The organism is Amycolatopsis sp. NPDC051128 (genome assembly GCF_040682715.1).
Lineage (GTDB): Bacteria > Actinomycetota > Actinomycetes > Mycobacteriales > Pseudonocardiaceae > Amycolatopsis.
In genome coordinates, this window is sequence record NZ_JBFBBN010000040.1 from 45,740 (window position 1) to 61,918 (window position 16,179).

17 protein-coding genes are annotated in these 16,179 nt (G+C 72.4%); 4 read left to right on the forward strand and 13 right to left on the reverse strand.

Annotated elements, in window-relative coordinates; translation table 11 throughout:
* Nucleotides 1-169: 169 nt before the first annotated feature.
* A complete protein-coding gene (locus AB0M82_RS32410) occupies nt 170-2,347 on the forward strand; it encodes an MMPL family transporter (protein ID WP_364730090.1) in 2,178 nt (725 codons plus the stop codon).
* On the opposite strand, the gene AB0M82_RS32415 is transcribed toward AB0M82_RS32410, so the two are convergent.
* The gene (locus AB0M82_RS32415) at nt 2,348-2,506 is read right to left on the reverse strand and encodes a hypothetical protein (protein ID WP_364730093.1); all 159 of its coding nucleotides are present in this window, start codon (nt 2,504-2,506) and stop codon (nt 2,348-2,350) included.
* 17 nt (nt 2,507-2,523) lie between these two features.
* Here AB0M82_RS32415 and AB0M82_RS32420 point away from each other — a divergent pair, with 17 nt between their 5' ends.
* Nucleotides 2,524-3,261, forward strand: a complete 738-nt coding sequence (locus AB0M82_RS32420; RefSeq protein ID WP_364730096.1) for an MBL fold metallo-hydrolase — start codon at nt 2,524-2,526, stop codon at nt 3,259-3,261.
* A 76-nt stretch (nt 3,262-3,337) separates the two neighbouring features.
* Here AB0M82_RS32420 and hisB read toward each other — a convergent pair whose 3' ends face one another.
* From hisB to hisD, 3 genes are read right to left on the reverse strand one after another with little or no spacing between them, the layout of a single operon-like run.
* Nucleotides 3,338-3,937, reverse strand: coding sequence for an imidazoleglycerol-phosphate dehydratase HisB (gene hisB / locus AB0M82_RS32425; RefSeq protein ID WP_364730099.1), 600 nt, complete (start codon nt 3,935-3,937; stop codon nt 3,338-3,340).
* Nucleotides 3,934-5,034 carry a histidinol-phosphate transaminase gene (locus tag AB0M82_RS32430; RefSeq protein WP_364730102.1) on the reverse strand — a complete coding sequence of 367 codons (1,101 nt, stop codon included), beginning with the start codon at nt 5,032-5,034 and terminating at the stop codon, nt 3,934-3,936. The genes hisB and AB0M82_RS32430 overlap by 4 nt, the downstream gene beginning before the upstream one ends.
* Complete coding sequence (gene hisD, locus AB0M82_RS32435; RefSeq protein ID WP_364730105.1) at nt 5,031-6,356, reverse strand: histidinol dehydrogenase; 1,326 nt, start codon at nt 6,354-6,356, stop codon at nt 5,031-5,033. The genes AB0M82_RS32430 and hisD overlap by 4 nt, the downstream gene beginning before the upstream one ends.
* Before the next feature lie 94 nt (nt 6,357-6,450).
* Between hisD and AB0M82_RS32440 the strand changes: the two genes are divergently transcribed.
* A complete protein-coding gene (locus tag AB0M82_RS32440) occupies nt 6,451-7,245 on the forward strand; it encodes a carbon-nitrogen hydrolase family protein (RefSeq protein ID WP_364730225.1) in 795 nt (264 codons plus the stop codon).
* A gap of 84 nt (nt 7,246-7,329) precedes the next feature.
* On the opposite strand, the gene AB0M82_RS32445 is transcribed toward AB0M82_RS32440, so the two are convergent.
* From AB0M82_RS32445 to eccB, 3 genes are read right to left on the reverse strand one after another with little or no spacing between them, the layout of a single operon-like run.
* Nucleotides 7,330-7,977, reverse strand: coding sequence for a response regulator transcription factor (locus AB0M82_RS32445; RefSeq protein WP_364730108.1), 648 nt, complete (start codon nt 7,975-7,977; stop codon nt 7,330-7,332).
* On the reverse strand, nt 7,974-8,669 hold the full coding sequence (locus tag AB0M82_RS32450) for a response regulator transcription factor (RefSeq protein ID WP_364730111.1): 696 nt from the start codon (nt 8,667-8,669) through the stop codon (nt 7,974-7,976). Before AB0M82_RS32450 ends, AB0M82_RS32445 begins: the two co-directional genes overlap by 4 nt.
* Before the next feature lie 11 nt (nt 8,670-8,680).
* Nucleotides 8,681-10,102 carry a type VII secretion protein EccB gene (eccB, locus tag AB0M82_RS32455; RefSeq protein WP_364730113.1) on the reverse strand — a complete coding sequence of 474 codons (1,422 nt, stop codon included), beginning with the start codon at nt 10,100-10,102 and terminating at the stop codon, nt 8,681-8,683.
* Nucleotides 10,103-10,243: 141 nt separating this feature from the next.
* On the opposite strand from eccB, the gene AB0M82_RS32460 reads away from it, so the two are divergent.
* Nucleotides 10,244-11,299 carry a type VII secretion protein EccE gene (locus AB0M82_RS32460; RefSeq protein WP_364730116.1) on the forward strand — a complete coding sequence of 352 codons (1,056 nt, stop codon included), beginning with the start codon at nt 10,244-10,246 and terminating at the stop codon, nt 11,297-11,299.
* Nucleotides 11,300-11,306: 7 nt separating this feature from the next.
* On the opposite strand, the gene AB0M82_RS32465 is transcribed toward AB0M82_RS32460, so the two are convergent.
* From AB0M82_RS32465 to AB0M82_RS32490, 6 genes are all read right to left on the reverse strand, one after another.
* Nucleotides 11,307-12,104 (reverse strand): hypothetical protein, encoded by a 798-nt coding sequence (locus tag AB0M82_RS32465; protein WP_364730119.1) that lies wholly within the window; start codon nt 12,102-12,104, stop codon nt 11,307-11,309.
* A complete protein-coding gene (locus AB0M82_RS32470; protein WP_364730122.1) occupies nt 12,086-12,574 on the reverse strand; it encodes a hypothetical protein in 489 nt (162 codons plus the stop codon). The genes AB0M82_RS32465 and AB0M82_RS32470 overlap by 19 nt, the downstream gene beginning before the upstream one ends.
* Nucleotides 12,575-12,654: 80 nt before the next feature.
* Nucleotides 12,655-14,028 carry a type VII secretion integral membrane protein EccD gene (gene eccD / locus AB0M82_RS32475; protein ID WP_364730125.1) on the reverse strand — a complete coding sequence of 458 codons (1,374 nt, stop codon included), beginning with the start codon at nt 14,026-14,028 and terminating at the stop codon, nt 12,655-12,657.
* Nucleotides 14,028-14,348 (reverse strand): YbaB/EbfC family nucleoid-associated protein, encoded by a 321-nt coding sequence (locus AB0M82_RS32480; protein WP_364730128.1) that lies wholly within the window; start codon nt 14,346-14,348, stop codon nt 14,028-14,030. The genes eccD and AB0M82_RS32480 overlap by 1 nt, the downstream gene beginning before the upstream one ends.
* The gene (locus tag AB0M82_RS32485) at nt 14,345-14,815 is read right to left on the reverse strand and encodes a hypothetical protein (RefSeq protein ID WP_364730131.1); all 471 of its coding nucleotides are present in this window, start codon (nt 14,813-14,815) and stop codon (nt 14,345-14,347) included. Before AB0M82_RS32485 ends, AB0M82_RS32480 begins: the two co-directional genes overlap by 4 nt.
* Nucleotides 14,815-16,176: a WXG100 family type VII secretion target gene (locus AB0M82_RS32490; RefSeq protein ID WP_364730134.1), complete on the reverse strand. Its 1,362-nt coding sequence runs from the start codon at nt 16,174-16,176 to the stop codon at nt 14,815-14,817. The genes AB0M82_RS32485 and AB0M82_RS32490 overlap by 1 nt, the downstream gene beginning before the upstream one ends.
* Nucleotides 16,177-16,179: the final 3 nt, after the last annotated feature.

Consider the following 16,179-nt stretch of genomic DNA (forward strand, 5'->3'; position numbering starts at 1 on the left):
ACGCCCTGTCGATCGGCAAACGGGCCACCTGCCGATCGGCAAGCCAGCTACTAGCTGTTCGACAAGTCACATACTTGCCGATCGGCTTGGAGTCCCCTTGCCGATCGGCTAGCGTGACTCCTACCTGATGGAGTGAACCGACCCCGTTCGGGCGAAACGGAGCTGACTCGTGGCGACCTTCCTGTACCGGCTCGGCCGGTTGTCCTTCCGACGACGGGCGTTGGTCGCGGCCGTCTGGGCTGTCATCCTGGTGGCGCTCGGGCTGGGCGCGCTGACGCTGTCGAGCCCGCTGTCGAACTCGGTGTCCATCCCCGGCACCGAGTCACAACGGGCGATCGACCAGCTGACGGAGAAGTTCCCGCAGGCCAACGCCGGTGGCGCCACCGCTCGCGTGGTGATCGAAGCCCCGGCCGGAACCACGGTGACCGACGCGAAGGGCAAAGCCGCCGTCGAGTCCCTGGTCGCGCAGCTGAAGACGGCGCCGAAGGTCACCACCGTGCTCGACCCGTTCCAGATGCGGTCGATCTCACCCGATCAGCGCGTCGCGCTCGCCCAGGTCAGTTACGGAGCGAAGGCGTACGAGCTCACCGACGAGGACCGTCAGGCGCTGCTCGACACGGCGAACGCGAGCCGCCAGGCCGGGTTCACCGTCGAGTTCGGCGGCGACGCCGTGCAGGGCGCGCCCGCCACCGGCGCCACCGAAGGCCTCGGTGTCGCGGTCGCCGCCGTCGTGCTGGTCATCACCTTCGGCTCGCTGCTCGCGGCGGGGATCCCGCTGCTCACCGCCCTGATCGGGGTCGGCACCGGGATGGCGGGCATCCTGCTCGCCTCCGGGTTCCTGGAGCTGAACACCAACACGCCGGTCCTGGCGCTGATGATCGGCCTGGCCGTCGGCATCGACTACGCGCTGTTCATCGTCTCGCGCTACCGCCACGAGCTGAGCATCGGCCGTGACCCCGAAGAAGCCGCTGGACGCGCGGCGGGCACCGCCGGCTCGGCCGTCGTGTTCGCCGGGCTCACCGTCATCATCGCGCTGGCCGGCCTCACTGTCGTCGGCATCCCGTTCCTCGGCCAGATGGGCGTCGCCGCGGCTCTGACCGTCGCCATCTCCGTGCTCATCGCCCTGACGCTGCTGCCCGCGATCCTCGGCTTCGCCGGCCGCCGGGTCGCCGGCGGCCGCATCCGGCTGCGGCGCAAGCCGGTCGAAACGACGCACGGCGAACGCTGGGCACGGTTCGTCGCCCGTCACCGGATCCCGGTGCTGCTCGTCGCCCTGGCCGGGATGGCCGTCGTCGCGCTGCCCGCGCTGGGCATGCAGCTCGGCCTGCCCAACGACAGCACCGCCGCGCCGGAGTCGACCCAGCACAAGGCGTACGAGATCGTCAGCCGCAGCTTCGGCGAGGGCGCGAACGGGCCGCTGCTGGTCGTCGTCGACACCGGCGCGAGCACCGACCGGAAGGCCGCGCTCGACCAGGCCGCGGCCGGCATCGCGAAGCTCCCCGACGTCGCCGCCGTGACGCCGCCGAAGGTCAACCAGAACGGCGACACGGCGTTGCTCTCGGTGATCCCGAAGAGCGGGCCGAGCAGCACCCAGACCGAAGACCTGGTGGCCGCGATCCGCGTCGAATCCGGCGTGCTGGCCAACGCGACCGGCGCGAAGCTGGCCGTCACCGGGCAGACCGCGGCGAACATCGACGTCTCCGAGAAGCTGTCGGACGCGATGCTGCCCTACCTCGCGCTGATCGTCGGGCTCGCGTTCGTGTTGCTGATGCTGGTGTTCCGCTCGGTCGTGGTGCCGCTGAAGGCGACGATCGGCTTCCTCGGCTCGGTCGCGGCGACGTTCGGCGCCGTGGTCGCGGTGTTCCAGTGGGGCTGGCTGACCGATCTGCTCGGCGTCGACTCGACCGGGCCGATCATGAGCATGCTCCCGATCCTGCTGATCGGCGTGCTGTTCGGGCTGGCGATGGACTACCAGGTGTTCCTGGTGACGCGGATGCGCGAGGAGCACGTGCACGGCGCCGAACCCCAGGAAGCCATGGTCACCGGCTTCCGGCACGGGGCGCGGGTCGTCGTCGCGGCGGCGCTGATCATGATCAGCGTGTTCGCCGGGTTCGTGCTCGCCGAGTCGGCGCTGATCCAGTCGATCGGGTTCGCGCTCGCGTTCGGCGTGCTGGTGGACGCGTTCGTGGTGCGGATGACGCTGGTGCCGGCGGCGATGTCGCTGCTCGGCCGCGGCGCGTGGTGGCTGCCGAAGTGGCTCGACCGGATCCTGCCGGACGTCGACGTCGAGGGCGAGAAGCTCACCAAGCACCTGGACGACGAGCCCCGCGAGCTCGCGCGAGTCTGATCAGCTCAGGAGCCAGAAGGCGGCGCCGCCCAGGGCCAGCAGGGCGGCGACGCCCAGCACCACGGCCATGAACTTGGCCGTCTTCCAGGTCGAATAGACCCCGCCGACGAGGAACCCGCCGAGGGCCAGCAGCAGGATGGCGACCACTTCCTTGCTCACGCTGGTTAGGGTGCCACATGCCGTTCGAGTTGATCGTGCTGGGCAGCGCCAGCCCTTACCCGCGTCCCGGCGAGCCGTGCTCGGGATACCTTGTGCGCAGCGCCGGGGCGACGGTCTGGCTGGACGCGGGCCCCGGCACCCTCGCCGCGCTGCAGGAGCACACCGCGCTGACCGGCGTCGACGCGATCTGGGTCTCGCACCTGCACGCCGACCACGTCGCCGACCTGCTGCCGGCGGTGTATGCGCTGCTGTTCGCCGATCTCCGCCCGGCGCGACCGATCCCGCTGTACGGCCCGCCGGGCATCGCGGCGCGGCTCAGCGCGTTCCTCACCAACACCGCGGCGGCGCCGATCGGCGAGGCGTTCGCGGTGCACGAGCTCCACGACGGCCACCTCGCCGAGGTGGGCGGCCTCACGCTGGCGACGACGGCGGTGGCGCACGGCTTCCCGGCGTTCGGCGTCCGCGTCACCGACGGCGATCGGGTGCTGGCCTACTCCGGCGACACGGGCCCGTGTGCGGCGCTCACCGAGCTGGCCACCGGCGCGGACCTGTTCCTCTGCGAGGCGGACGGGCCCGAGCCGTCGCCGGTGCACCTCACCCCGGAGGACGCGGCCCACGCCGCGCACGCCGCCGGACGGCTGGTGCTGACCCACCTCGGCCCGTTCCTGACGCGGGAAGAAGCCGCCGATCGAGCCTCGGCCGTCCACAAGGGACAGGTCGAGGTCGCGAGAGCGGGCAGTGTGTTCGAGGTGTAGCGGGAATGCGCGCCGGTTCGCTACCCGGGAACCCGAGCCCTGACTTCATCGCGCGAAGTGTCCGCGCGACCGCCGGCTAGAGCACGCCCTTCGTGGAGGGGATGCCACCCGCGCGCGGGTCCGGCTCCGTCGCCGCGCGCAGCGCGCGTGCCACCGCCTTGTACTCCGCCTCCGCGATGTGGTGCGGGTCGCGGCCGTGGATCACCCGCACGTGCAGCGCGATCTGCGCGTGGAACGCCAGCGAGTCGAACACGTGCCGCGTCAGGACGAACGGGTAGTTGCCGCCGATCGTGAACGTGTTGAACTGCTCGGGCTCCCCGACGTGCACGCAGTACGGCCGCCCCGAGACGTCGATCGCCGCATGGGCGAGCGTCTCGTCCATCGGGATCCACGCGTCGCCGAAGCGGCGGATGCCGCTCTTGTCGCCCAGCGCCTGGCGGATCGCCTGGCCCAGCACGATCGCCGTGTCCTCCACCGTGTGGTGCGCGTCGATGTGGACGTCGCCGGTGGCCTCGACCTTGAGGTCCAGCGAGCCGTGCACGCCGAACGCCGTCAGCATGTGGTCGTAGAACGGCACGCCGGTCGAGATCTCGACCTCGCCCGTGCCGTCGAGGTCCAGCTGCACGAAGATCGAGGACTCCTTGGTGGTCCGTTCGACCTTGCCGATGCGGCTCATCGGGCCACTTCCTTACTCGCCTCGAGGAAGGCGTCGTTCTCTTCCGGGGTGCCGATGCTGACGCGCAGGTGCCCTTCGATGCCGGGGTCGCGGATCAGCACCCCGCGCTCCAAATAGGACTGCCAAGCCGCGGCGGGATCCGAAAACCGTCCGAAGAGGACGAAGTTCGAGTCACTCGGCACCGGGTCGTAACCCAGTCCCGCCAACGCTTCCACGACCCGATCGCGCTCCGCGGCCAGCTTGTGCACACTGTCCAAAGTCGCGTCCGCGTGCCGCAGTGCCGCCCGCGCGGCCGCCTGCGTCAGCCGCGAGAGGTGGTACGGCAGCCGGACCAGCTGCAGCGCGTCGACCATCGCCGGCGCCGCGGCCAGGTAGCCGAGCCGGCCGCCCGCGAAGGCGAACGCCTTGCTCATCGTGCGCGAGACGATCAGCCGGGCCGGGTAGTCCGCGAGCAGCTCCACCGCGCTCGGCTGCGACGAAAACTCCACATACGCCTCGTCGACCACCACGATCCCGGTAGCCGCGTCGAGCACCGCACGCAGCTCGTCGAGCGGGATCGAGCCGCCCGTCGGGTTGTTCGGGCTGGTGAGGAACACGACGTCGGGACGCCGGTCGCGAATGACCGAAGCCGCCGCGGCCGTGTCGAGCGTGAAGTCGGCGCGGCGCGGCGCCGGGACCCACTCGGTGCGGGTGCCGGAGGCGATGATCGGGTGCATCGAGTACGACGGCTCGAAGCCGAGCGCGCTGCGCCCGGGACCGCCGAACGCCTGCAGGATCTGCTGCAGCACCTCGTTGGACCCGTTGGCGGCCCAGACGTTCGCCTCGGACAGCACGACCCGCGTCGACACGCTCAGGTAGTCGGCCAGGTCCTGGCGCAGCGCCAGCGCGTCGCGGTCCGGGTAGCGGTGCAGCTCGGCGGCCTCCGCGCGGACCGCCTCGGCCACGTCCGCGACCAGTTCGGGCGGCGGCGGGTACGGGTTCTCGTTGGTGTTGAGCCGGATCGGGACGTCCAGCTGCGGCGCGCCGTACGGGGACTTGCCGCGCAGGTCGTCGCGCAGCGGCAGCGCGTCCAGCGTGACCTCTTCGCCGATGGTCATCGGGTCTCTCCTCCGAACCGCGCGGCGACGGCTTCACCGTGGGCGGGCAGGTCTTCGGCGTTCGCCAGCGCGACGACGCGGCCGGCGACCTCGCGCAGCGCGTCCTCGGTGTAGTCCACGACGTGGATGCCCTTGAGGAAGCTCTGCACGGACAGGCCCGAAGAGTGGCGGGCGAACCCGCCGGTGGGCAGCACGTGGTTGGACCCGGCGCAGTAGTCGCCGAGCGAAACCGGGGCGTACGCGCCGACGAAGATCGCGCCCGCGTTGCGGACCCGGGCGGCGACCTCGCGCGCGTCGGCCGTCTGGATCTCCAGGTGCTCGGCGGCGTAGGCGTCGACGACGCGCAGGCCGTCATCCACAGTGGACACCAGGATGACGCCGGACTGCTTGCCGGCCAGCGCTTCGGCGACCCGCTCGGTGTGCTTCGTCGCCGCGACGCGGTTCACCAGCTCCTTGTCGACGGCGTCGGCGAGCTGTTCCGAGGTCGTCACCAGGACGCTCGCGGCCAGGGGGTCGTGCTCGGCCTGGCTGATCAGGTCGGCGGCGACGTGCACCGGGTCGGCCGTCTCGTCGGCGAGGATGGCGATCTCGGTCGGCCCGGCCTCGGCGTCGATCCCGATCAGGCCGCGGAGCATCCGCTTGGCCGCGGTGAGGTAGATGTTGCCCGGCCCGGTGACGGTGTCGACCGGGGTGAGCTCGGTGCCGTCGGTGTCCGTGCCGCCGTAAGCGAGCAGTGCGACGGCCTGTGCGCCGCCGGCCGCCCACACCTCGCCGACGCCGAGCAGTTCGGCCGCGGCGAGGATGGTCGGGTGCGGCAGCCCGCCGAACGCGGTCTGCGGCGGCGAGCACACGACGAGGGAGCCGACGCCGGCGATCTGCGCCGGGACGACGTTCATCACCACGGTCGACGGGTACACGGCCAGCCCGCCCGGGGCGTACAGCCCGACGCGCTCGACCGGCACCCACTTCTCGGTGACCGTGCCGCCCTCGACGACGGTGGTCGTGACGTCGGTGCGTCGCTGCTCGGCGTGCACCTTCCGGGCGCGGGCGATCGACTCTTCGAGCGCGGCGCGCACCTGCGGGTCGAGCTGCTCCAGCGCTTCGGTGAGCTTCGCCCGGGGCACCCGCACCGACGCGGGCCGGACCCCGTCGAACTTCTCGGTGTACTCGAGGACGGCCTCCACACCGCGGTCACGGACCGCCTCGACCACCGGGCGCACCTGATGCAGCGCCGCGTCCACGTCGTATTCGGCGCGGGGCAGCGTGGCGCGCAGTTCGGCGGCGGTCGGGACCTGCGTCCGCAGGTCGGTGCGGTTCAACATGTCCCCCAGGGTACGAGGTCACGTCGAGCGGGTATTCAGCGATACTCCCTGGTGCGGCGTAATGACGGCCGATCCCAGCATGCAGGAGGCAATGGTGGCGCGAATCGCGTTGTGCCAGGTCAACTCGGGTGACGATCCGGAAGCGAACCTGAAGCTGGTTCGCACGCGAGTCGAGGCGGCGGTCGCGGACGGCGCGCGGATCGTGGTGTTCCCCGAGGCGACGATGGCGCGCTTCGGCCGTCCGCTGGAGCCGGTCGCGGAACCCCTGGACGGGCCGTGGGCGTCCGCGGTGGCGGCGCTCGCGGCCGAGCACGACGTCGTCGTCGTGGCCGGGATGTTCACCCCGGCCGGCGACGGGCGGGTGCGCAACACGCTGCTGATCACCGGCGGCGGGCACCACCGCGGCTACGACAAGATCCACCTCTACGACGCGTTCGGCTTCGCCGAGTCCGACACGGTGGCACCCGGCACCACCCCGGTGACCTTCGAGCTCGACGGCGTCGTATTCGGCGTGGCGACGTGCTACGACGTGCGGTTCCCGGAGCTGTTCCGCGCGCTGGCCGACGACGGCGCCGACGTCGTGCTGCTGCCGACGTCCTGGGGCGCCGGCGAGGGCAAGCGCGACCAGTGGGAGGTGCTGGTGCGGGCGCGCGCGCTGGATTCGGGCTGCTGGGTGCTGGGCTGCGGCCAGGCGGACCCGGCGGCGACCGGCGTCCCGGTGAACCCGAAGGCGCCGACGGGGATCGGGTTCTCGACGGTGGCGGACGGCTTCGGCCGGGTGGTGGCCCAGGCCGGGGCGGCGCCGGAGACGCTGCTGGTGGAGGTGGACCCGGCGGTGTCGGCCCAGGCCCGCGCGGCCACCGGCGCTCTCGCCAACCGCCGACTTTGAACCGCAAAGCCGAGCTTTCGCTAGGAAAGATGCGTCACGGGCCCCTCGGACGCATCTTTCCTAGCGAAAGTGACGCTTCAGGGGTCAGCGGAGCAGGCCTTCGCGGATCGCGACGCGGACGAAGCCGGCCCGGCGGCGCTCACCCGTCTTGTCGCGGATCCGGTCCAGGTAGGACCGGACCGTCCGGACGCTGATGTTGAGGATCTCCGCGACGTCGACGTCGCGCTCCCCCGCCGCCACCAGCCGGAGCACCTGTTTCTCCCGCTCGGACAGCACGATCTTCGGCCCCGCGTGCCGCTCTTCGCTGTCCTGGATGATCATCCCGGCCAGCGTCGGCGACACGTACGCGTTGTCGTCGGCGATCGTGCGGATCGCGCGCAGCAGCTCGTCGCCGTCGACGTCCTTGGACAGAAAGCCCTTCGCGCCCGCCTGCATCGCGCCGAGCACCTCCGGCTGTTCCGCGTGCGCGGACACCACCAGCACCTTGTGCCCCATGTGCCCCACCTCGAGGACCGCGGCCGCGTCCTGGACGCCGCGCAGCTTGAGGTCGAGGACGACGACGCTGCCCGCCGGCTGGTCCTGGACCGCGAACCGGGCCACCGAGTCGGCGACCGCGCCGAGCTCGATGTCGGCGGCTTCGGTGAGCACGCGGGTCAGCGCGTACCGGTAGAGCGGGTGGTCCTCGATCACGCCGACGTGGATCCGCCGCGAAGACGGCGCTTCGCCGCTCATTTGCGGCCGCCGCGCCGGAGGCCCGCGCCGCCGATCAGGCCGCGCCGGATGGCCTCCTTGACCAGGCCGGGCCGCCGCCGTTCGCCCGTCTTGTCGCGGATGCGGTCGAGGTAGCCGCGCACCGTCCGGACGCCGATGCCGAGGATCAGCGCGATGTCGACGTCGCGCTCGCCCGCCGCCACCAGCCGCAGCACCTGTTCTTCGCGCGGGGACAGCTCGACCTCGGCCGCGGTGGCCGGCCGGTCGGCGTTGTCCTTCATGATCATCCCGGCGACCACCGCGGAGACGTACGCGCCGCCGTCGGCGACCGTCTTGATCGCGATCAGCAGCTCGTCGGCGTCGACGTCCTTGGACAGGAACCCGCGCGCCCCGGCCGCGATCGCGCCGAGCACGACCTCCGGCTCCGCCTGGGCCGACACGACCAGCACGTGATGCCCCAGCTCGCAGACCTCCAGGACCGCCGCCGCGCCCGCGACACCCGGAAGGCCGAGGTCGAGGAGGACCACGCTGCCCGGCGGCTGCCGGTGGACGTGGAACCGGGCGACCGAATCGACCACCGCGCCCAGCTCGACGAAGTCGGCTTCGGCCAGCACGCGCTCCACGGACACGCGGTACAGCGGGTGGTCCTCGACGACGGCGACCCGGATCCGCCCCTGGCCCACTTCGTCGTCGGTCGAACGCTCTTCTGTCATTTGCACGACTTTCACCCCGTTCCACCCGACGGGGCCGGCTGCCCGGCCGTGGCCGGGTCCAGCGCGGGGCCCGTCGGCACCAATGCCAGCAAACTACCTGCGACCGGGGGCTTGGCGACTCCTCCGTAGCCGAGCGAGGCCAAAGCCTGCGCATGCACCACCGGGTACTTCCGGCCCGTGTCGGTCACCAGGTAGGTGGTGACCGAACCGGCTTCGACGACGACGGCTCCCCCCGACGGGGGGACGAACACCTCGTCCGCCACCCTTGCTTCGGTCCGGGTGGCGACCTGGATTGCCTTGGCGCCAACGGGAAGCGGGAATTCCGCCGAAACGAGCAACCGGCTGCCCTGAACGCACAACGCCACCGAGTTCCCGGTGATCGGCGCCTTGCCGGGGATGCGGTCGGGGTAGGCGGCCGGGTCGGCGCCGCCGGCGCGGGGCGCGCCGGCCTTCGGCACGGCGGCGACGTCGGCCGCGCGGACCTCGACCGGCGCCGGCGGCCCGGAGTACGCGACGGCGTTGGCCCCGGTCGTCACCAGCAGGCTCGCTTCGGTCTGGCCGACGGGCTCGAGGCCGTCCCGGCGAACCAGGTAGTACGACGTCGCGGCGCCGGGCGCGGCCATCGCGTCCACCACGGCGAGAACCTCCCCGACGCGGGTGGCGCGGCCGCCCACCTCGGGACCCCGGTCACCGGCGCCGTCGATCGGCAGCGCGGTGAGGTCGCGCCCGGCCGGGACGGTGTCGATCCAGCGCGCGGACACCGCGATCGTCGGGTAGCTGTCGAACTGCAGCGCGGTCGCGGCTTCGTCGCTCAGCTTGTAGCGCCGCCCGCCGGCCAGCAGGAACTTCCCGCCCTCCGGCAGCCGGACGATCACCCCCTGGTCGCGGGGCAGCTCGACACCGGACGCGGGCGCGGCCAGCAGGACGGCGGTGCGCGGCTCTTCGGACGCGGGCGCGTCCTGGGTGGTGCGGCTGCAGCTCGTCCAGGGGGTGTTCACGAGAGCGCTCGACGCGGGCAGGGAGTCGGGCGCGCCGGGGATGCCGATCTGGGTGCCGCGGCCCGCCTTGCCGAGGTTCTCCGGCGACACGGACACCGTCGCGTCGCCGTTGCCGCCGGCCAGCAGCCGCGCGGACGCGTAGTTGAGCACCGGGTGCAGCACGCCGTCGGCGCCGAGGACGAACCGCGCGCCGGTGCCCTCCTCTACGATCACCTTGCCGCCGGCCAGCCAGTCCTTGCCGCCGGAGGGGTTCAGCAGGCCGATGATGCCGAAGACGGCCGTGACGAGCAGGGCGGCCACGAGCCCCAGCACGGTGGCCAGCACGAGGCGGCGGCTGGGCGAGACGGGGTGGTTCGCGTCGGCGGCGACGAGCGCGGAGACGAGCCTGCGGCGGAGGAACTGGTACGCCTGGATCTGGTCCCGCTGCGTCCACACGCTCCTGTGCCCCCGGCTGTGTGCGTCGTCCTCCCGAGCGCCTGATGCTAGGCACCGGGGTCGGGGGTGGCGAGGGTAATTTTTACGCCCACGCCACATCCGGGGAGGCAGTAGCGTCGCAGGCCGGGGAAAGGGGAACCCGTGTCCGTCGAAACCGCCGGCGCCGTCCGCCCGGCACCGTCCCGGCCCGCCGCCACGCCGCTGCCCTGGCTGCTGCCGATCCGGCCGCTGCAGGCCGCGGGGTGGGAGCTCGCCGCGATCGCCGTCCTGCTCGCCTGGCTGGTCGACGGCGTCACGCAGCCCGTGCGCGTCGGCGTAAGCGTTTTCGCCGGGCTGGTCGTGCTGCTGACGTCGGTGCGGTTCGCCGGGCGGCACCTCGCGGGCTGGGCGCTGACCTGGACGGCGTTCCGGCTGCGGCGCCACGACACGCGCCGCGACAGCCCGGACCCGCTGCTGTGCGTGGCCGGGCCGGTGAAGGTGCGCCAGCACGTCGACCGCGCGGGCAACCGCTTCGGCGTCGCCGAGGTCGACGGCGGGTGGAGCGCCCTGGTGCGCCTTACGCCCGGCGCGGGTTCGCCTTCGCCCGCGGCCCTGGTGGACATCCTGGGCGCGGCCTACCGCCGCACCGACGTCCCGCTGGCCTCGGCGCAGCTGCTGACGTGGGCGATCCCGCGCGGCGAGCAGGTGCTGCGGGTGCACTGGCTGGCGGTGCGCTACCGGCCGGACCTGGCGCCGATCGCGGCGCTGGCCCGCGGCGGGGGTGATCTGGGGGCGTTGCGGAGCACGGCGTCGGCCGCGCTGAGCCTGATGGGGTCGTTGGCCGAAGCCGGGTACCAGAGCACGGTGCTGGAGGCGGGCGAGCTGGCGAAGGAGCTGCGGGTGGCGCTGGGCGTGCAGGGCGCTCCCGACGCTCCGCCCGACCGCTGGCGCTCGTGGGCATGGGGCGGCGCGGCCCAGACGTGCTTCACGCCGCGGTCGCCGCGGGTGCTGGACGTCTCGGTGCCGGAGGCGGCGTTCACGGCGACGTCGTACACGCTGACCCGCACGCCGGGTGGGCGCGAGAAGGCCGAGGTGACGGTCCGGGTCGGGGCGCGGCCGGGTGCTGCGGTGCCGGCGCCGGGCCTTCCGGTGGTTCCGCTGCACGGCCGGCACGGCGCCGGCGTGCGCCGTACCCTCCCCCTCGCGCTGGACAGCTGAATACGGCTCAGTTCACGACGAATGTCCTGATGCTGCGGGCAGGCAACTGAGCGTTGAACGCTCCGTTCGAGATGGTGACGTCGGTAGCGCGCGCGAGGGTCGCGCTTTGGCTCGTCAGCCAGGTCGGGGCGGTCACGGAACCGGTGTCCCGGATGGTGAACGCGAGGTCGACCGCCGAGGCGTTCTTGTTGACGGTGACGACGACGATCCTGGCGCCGCTCTTGAACGCCGAGACGTAGACGTTCGGCTGCGGGTTCGCGGTCGCGGTGATCCGCGAGTAGCCGGGGCGGACCCACTTCGCGAAGTGCGCCATGGTGGCGCCGCGCTTGCTGATCTGCCCGTCCTCGCGCATCGGACCGTACGAGCGGCGGATGTACCACCACACATAGGTCTGGAACCGGCCGTCCACCAGCGCGCGATGGATGTGTTCGCCCACGTCGAGCGCCTGCGGCCACAGGTCGGCCGAGTCGGTGCTGTTGGGGTGGTAGACCTCGGTCATCCACAGCTCTTTACCGCCGCCCTTCTGCTGGAAGAGCGGGTAGGGCAGGTCCGCGGGCCGGGTGCCGTAGAGGTGCGCACCGATGATGTCCACGTTCGCCAGCGCGGTGGCATCGTTGAGGATCGGGTCGGACATGTTCTTGCGGTACTGGAACGACTCGGGCGCGATGACCTTGGTGTTGATCACGCCGGCGTTCTCGCGCAGGAACCGGACGATCTCGCTCGCGGTCCACGCCGTCCATTGCTGCGCGTAGTCCGGCTCGTTCTGGACCGAGATCCCGTAGAGGTTCACGCCGTTGTTCGCCATGAACGCGTGAAGTCGTTCAGGTGCTGCGCATAGGCGCCGTAGGAGTTGTACCGCAGCCGCTTGCCGCCGGAGAAACTTTCAGTCATCGACGCCGGCGGGTTCCACGGCGAGGCGATGACCTTGGCCCCGAGCTGGCTCGCCCGCTTGGCCGTGGCGACCTCGCGGCTCCAGTTGTTGCGGTCCTCGTGGACGGGAATGCGCAGCACGGTGAATCCCAGCTGGCCGGTCTCGTTGCCGAACGCCGTCTCGCGCTGGGCGGCGGTGAGATCGCTGATCCAGACGGTGTGGTTCATCCCGCCGAAGCCCAGGATCGTCTGCTGTACGTTCGACGGCTCCACGACCACCGCGGTGGCCGCCGCGGCCGGTGTCCCGGCCGCCAGCACCGGCAGTGCGGCGCCCGCCGCCAGCACTGTCCGCCGGCGCAGGAGCGGCCAACCCGCGATCTCGGACCGGTCTCGACGTGGTGTCATGGCATCTCCCTGATGTCGACTGCGGACGAACATCCTGGGAGCGCTCCCAAAACAGTCTTAACAGTGCGCGCGTGTCGCAGTCAACCCCGGACGGCTTCGTACACCCCGGCGATCATCGCCACGAACGGCACCAGTGACAACAGCACCAGGAACTCCGAAACGTCCAGAAGCCGTGACCAGTAAGGCGAACGCAGCCCGCGCGCCACCCGCGTCGCGTACACCAGGCACACCACCGCCGCCAGGACGACCACGCAGCCCGCCGCGAACAGCAGCGTCCGGTCGCCCGAGGCCACCAGCCACACTCCGGCCCACACCAGGCCGAGAACACCGAACCCGACCAGTACCAGCCGCTGCGCTTTCCCCGCGTACGAACGGGATCGCAGGATCCACGCCACGCCCAGCAGGCCCACCAGGCCCGCTTCCCACGGCCCGCCCGAAGAAAGCACGGCGGAGGCGAAAAAGACCACCAGGCCCAGTGCCACCAGCAGCCCCGTCAGCACCGCCTGGGCCCGGGACGTCCGGCCGATCATCTCGTGGCCCAGCGACGGCTGTTCGTCCGCGCGGAAGGCCGCCATGTCGTCCGGCACCCGCGGCAGCGGCAGCCGGGCCAGGCGCAGCGCCAGCATCGGCGCCACCGCCGCCAGCGCCGTGCCCAGCACCGCGACGACCGCCGCGGCCGACAGCGCGGACACCCCGGCCAGCAGCACCACGCCCGTCGTGACCGCGCCGAACCCGGCCGCGCCGGTGATCGCCACGAACCACGGCAGCCGGTCGGCCACCGTCACCGCCGCGAGCACGCCGTACACCGTCACCGCGGCGAACCCGGCGGCGAGCGGACCCGCCGACAGGGAGAACAACGGGTGCGGCGGCAGCACCGACATCCCCGCCAGCAGCGCGACGCCGACGCCGGCCAGAGCACCGGCCGCGCCCGCCTCGGCGTCTCCGTAAGCGCGGCTCAGCGCGCCGCCGCCGAGCAGCAGCACCAGGGCCAGCAACCCCGTCCCGACCGGGGCGAGCACACTGCCGGACGCCGCCGCCTGCACCAAAAGGCCCCCGGCGAGCAGCAGCACGACCGCGGCCACCAGCCCGGACCGCCGGGCGACCGACGGCCCCCAGCCGCCGGTCGTGCCGGCGACGCCGGCGATCGAGTCGACGACGTCGTCGAACAGCAGCGGACCCCGCGGGCGCTCCCGCGGGGTCAGGTGCAGCACTTCGCCGTCGCGGATCTGGGCCGCCGCGACGCTCAGGCCCAGTGCGAGTGGCGCGCCGCCGAGCCGGGAGAGCACCCAGCCGGGGTGCTCGGCCGACGCCTGCCCGGACGCGCCGGCCAGCCGGACGAGCTGGGGCACCAGCTCGGCGAACGTCGACTGCTGCGGCAGGGCGACGTCGACGCGGGCCCGCGGCGTGACCACCGTGACCCGCCGCGTCGTCCCCGTGAGAGACGCGGTCGTCATCACACGTCTTTCGCGGCCGCGATCACCGGCGCGAACTTGGCGCTCGAAGCCTCGGCGAGCTTCTGCAGCCCCGCGTTCACCGCCTCCAGGACGATCTCCGAGAGGTTGCGAGCGTCGAACTCGCGGATCGCGCGGGGGTCGATGTCGATCGCGGTGAACCGGCCGTCGCCGCGGAGGGTGACGGTGACCTCGTTCTGCCGCGAGTGCGCCTTGACCTCCATCGCCTCGACCGTGCGCTGGATCCGCTGGACCTCTTCGGTCTGCCTGCGCACCTGCGACAGGAGTTCGTCCATGTCCGGCATCGCGTACGGATCGGTCACTGTGGTGTCCCTTCGTGCTGGCGGACGTGGAGGCTGCCCACGAACCGCTGGAAACCGGGTGCGAGCCGCCGGGCGGCCGCGGGCGCGGCCGTGCAGGCGAGCTCGAGCACCAGCCGGTCTTCCGGCGTGGCGCCGGGGACCGTCAGGTGCACCTGGGTCTGGATCAGCTCGGCGCCTTCGCCGGTGCGCAGCCGCAGCAGCTGCATGACGCCGGGCGCGGCCGGTTCGCCGACGTCACGGCGGCTCAGCACGTCGAGCCCGGCCAGCGTCCGCGAAAGCCGTTCGACGGCTTCGTCGGCGATGGCGTCGATCGAGGCGGGATCGGGCCGCTGCCGCACGCTCACGGTGATGTTCGGCGTGAACTCCTCCCCCGGCACCGGGTGCACGGCGACGAACACCGCGCCCGAGTCGCCGGGGTCGACGGCGGTCCAGCCGTCCGGGATGACGAAGTCCAAGGGAAGCGTCATCACAGCCCCACATACGAAACGGCGTCGTCCCAAGCGGATCCGACGGCGTCGGCGGCGTCACTGGCGGCGTGGCTGACCGCGTCGACCGCCGCGCCGCCGTACTCGCTGATCGTGTGCCCGAGCTTCGGCAGGTCGATGTCGATCTTCGCGCCGACGCCCGCGCCGAGGCCGAGCGCCGCGCCCACCTTGAAGTTGACCTTGAGGTGCCCGGCGTCGTAGACGGCCTGGGCGTCGAGCTGCGCGCCGAGGCCGTACTGCAGGGTGCCGTTCGCGCCGACGCCGATGCCCGCGACGTCCGCGGCGACCTCGCCCTCGACCTTCCCGCCCGCGAACACGTTGGCGTGCGCGCCGACGCCGTGCGCGCCGATGGTGCCGGACGCGCTGACCTCGCCGCCGGCGAACACCGTGCCCTTGGCGTGGGCTTCGGCGACGCCCCACTCCCTCTTGCCTTCGAGCTCCCCGTGCACCGCCGCGAGTTCGGCGTGCCCGGACGCGCCGGCGTCCCAGCCCTTCGACGTGATCTTGCCGTCGTACTCCGGGGAGAACCCGTCCTGCTCGTGCTGGAACTTGTAGTACGTGATCTCGGTGTTGCGGCCGATCTTGTCCTTCAGGCCCTCGGCCTCCGGCCGCCCGAACGGCGTGTCCGCCTTCTTCGGCGCCCGGGTGCCTTCGAGGCCGTCCCAGGTGAGCTTCTTCCAGCCGGAGTTGCCGAACCACGACGGCACGGTCCGCGGCCGCTTCCGGCCGTCGAGGGGCTCGCCGTTGAGCCAGTGCAGCGGACCGCGGGCCCACTTGCCCAGCTCGTGTTCGAGCCGTCCGACGCCCTCGGGCGGGAACAGCGCGGCGAGGGCGTCGGCGAACTCGTCGACGACCTGACGGGCGGCTGCGACGCTCTGCTCGCCGAGCTGCCGCGCGGCCTGGATGAAGGCGCCGACCGAGCCGGAGCTCACCGCGCGGGCCTGCGCGGTCAGCTGGGCGGCGTACTGGTCGAACTGCGCGAGCACCGAGTCGACGGCGGCCTGCGCCGACCGGACCAGCTGGGCCGCGGTCGAGAGCCGGTTCGCCTGGTCGCCGAGTTTCGCGGCCGCGTCGGCGAGTTCCTTGCCGAGTTCGCCCGCCGCCGCGGCGAACGCGGTGTAGGCGTCGCCGTCCCAGTCCGCGTGCAGGGTCTTCGCGGACTCGTCGATCTCCTTCGCCTTGCCCGAAACCGCCGAGGCCTGGGTCGCGACTCGCCGGGACGCGGCCACCAGCGCGCCCGGGTCCCCGGTGACGCGCCGCCGGCACTCGACGAGGACGCGCCGGTAGCCGGACAGCACCGAGCTGACCACCCCGGACGCGTCGACCACCCCCGAGCCCGCCATCGG